Raw genomic sequence first — 2,006 nt, forward strand, 5'->3', positions numbered from 1 at the left:
ATAACGGTAAAAGGCCAGTCGTCTTTGCCGTAGTAGTCAATAAGCCATTCTATAACTTCGTAATTTGTGCAAACCACATTAGCGTCCGACTCCAGCGCCGCTATGCGGCGCTTCTCCGAACCGGTTGCATCGATGACACGAAGGCAAGGGAACCCCCACTTAGTTTGTTCCGCGGGCCACGTACCCGACGCAACACGCAACGGGGCGAGGATTAATACCCGGTCTTCTTCTGTTAGCTGCCCGTTGCGAAACAGGCGGTTTAATGCCCACAGTACGCTGCCAGTCTTCCCGGCGCCCATGCTTGCCCATATGTTGCATCGATGGTGTCGCAGCATGAACGAGGTCATGAGCTTTTGGTATTCGCGCCTTTGAAACTTATTCATTGGGTCGTATCCCTTTGTCTAATGTTTCAAGTGCCGATACCCTGGCGGCTATTGCTTCTTCTCTTGTAGAGTAATAGCCTAAATGCTTCTTTATTCCGTCAATAGTCATATATGCTGCCCATTTGTTATGCGACTCTCGCCACCTAACGCCGGGAAAGCCGCTTTTATTACTCGACCTAATTTTCTGCCATCCAGCTTTTGCGACGTTACCTTGTTGTGTTACTAACTGTAAATTTTCCAATCGGTTATCATCGTACATGCCATTTATGTGGTCGATTTGCATTCCTTCTGGGATCTTGCCGTTGTGCATCTCCCAGACTATTCTATGTGCTTGGTATATTTTACCTTTGAACTTGATACGCCTATGACCCTTGTTTACCGAGCTTCCTGCTGTACTGCCTACCGATACTCTCGGCCCCGGTCTTACTCGCCAAATGAGGGCGCCGTTGTCGTAGGTGAATACCCTACCCCATGCTATTTCGCACATAATACTAATTCCTTACGTCCGAACGCTGTAACGTTACCGGTTACGTCTTCGATAACCAGTTTACCGTTCGACTCGACGAACACCGTATCAACGGCAACAGGGCTACGTGTCCTAACGTTGAAAATCATGTCACCCGGTACGATGTCACGTGCTGGTTTGCGGTCATATTCGTATTTCATTTCTCAATTCCTTATTTGTGTTTGGTGTGAACTAAATATAATAGTGTTCTATTAATTTATCAACCTGTTTCTTAGACCCAACAACAAAAACATTTGCACCTCGCTTACGCATCCTCTCGTGCTCCCGTAACTGGTGCGGGTCTGGCTTCGTGCTTTCGTCTTTCTTCACCTCGACGAACCAGATGACACCACCGGGAAGAACAACCAACAGGTCAGGAGCACCGGAGCGCCCCTCATAGGAAAGTTTCCGAACGAGGCCACCCAGGGCCTCAAATCGCTCCTTTGCGTATTTTTGCACGCGCCCTTCAGGAGTACTCATCTATGCACCCCTCGCGTTTCGTGTGTTCAATACCGCAGCGAGGACAGATTCGACAGTCTTCTTCCCGGAAATAATAAATAATCAGTTTACTTAGCATACCGTTTTAACTCCGCACCTTCCGCTACAAGAGGAAAACCCTCAGCCCATTCTGGCAATGCACACATTAATTTTTCCAGTTCAGCCACACTGTATTCCGGAGTATCCGGAGTCTCGCATACCAGTTCATCGTGAACAGAAAGAACTATTGGATACCCACCGGCTTCCACATTAAGCATCGCATAGGCCAATAAGTCACGGCACAACGCCTGAACAATGTTTTCACAAGCCTTTCCGCCGTGTGTGTACAGGGTGGTCCATTGCCGTGTTAACTGGTTCTCACCCTGGTACTTAATTCTTACATTGGTGTTTATCCGTCCGTCTTCGTCTGTTTCCTTTGTCACACTAACGCCGATTCCCGGATACGATAGGATACGGCCTGACGGCAACTCCATACACAACCACCAGCCAGGAACCTTCCTGCCCGACGAATCAAATTCTACGGTACGCCATATACGGATAGCCCTTTCACCATTCCGGCGCAAGTGTGCCCCAGCCCAAAATTCACGACCAGGATTACGAACAGCAGCTAAAATTCCGTC

At 48.7% G+C, this 2,006-nt stretch carries 3 protein-coding genes; all 3 read right to left on the bottom strand.

What is annotated here, in order from left to right; genetic code table 11:
• A partial coding sequence (locus tag H9Y05_RS16110; protein WP_317170313.1) for an SNF2-related protein occupies positions 1 to 383 on the bottom strand: 383 nt, incomplete at its 3' end.
• Positions 376 to 870, bottom strand: coding sequence for an HNH endonuclease signature motif containing protein (locus H9Y05_RS16115; RefSeq protein ID WP_216714891.1), 495 nt, complete (start codon positions 868 to 870; stop codon positions 376 to 378). The genes H9Y05_RS16110 and H9Y05_RS16115, both read right to left, overlap by 8 nt.
• 584 nt (positions 871 to 1,454) lie before the next feature.
• A complete protein-coding gene (locus tag H9Y05_RS16120; protein ID WP_216714892.1) occupies positions 1,455 to 1,859 on the bottom strand; it encodes a DNA polymerase family A protein in 405 nt (134 codons plus the stop codon).
• Positions 1,860 to 2,006: the final 147 nt, after the last annotated feature.

It is taken from the genome of Taishania pollutisoli (assembly GCF_014518315.1).
Lineage (GTDB): Bacteria > Bacteroidota > Bacteroidia > Flavobacteriales_D > Crocinitomicaceae > Taishania > Taishania pollutisoli.

Excerpts from the sequence above, each read along its gene's own strand:
- H9Y05_RS16115 (WP_216714891.1), bottom strand. The coding sequence starts at position 870 with ATGTGCGAAATAGCATGGGGTAGGGTATTCACCTACGACAACGGCGCC.
- H9Y05_RS16120 (WP_216714892.1), bottom strand. The coding sequence starts at position 1,859 with ATGGAGTTGCCGTCAGGCCGTATCCTATCGTATCCGGGAATCGGCGTT.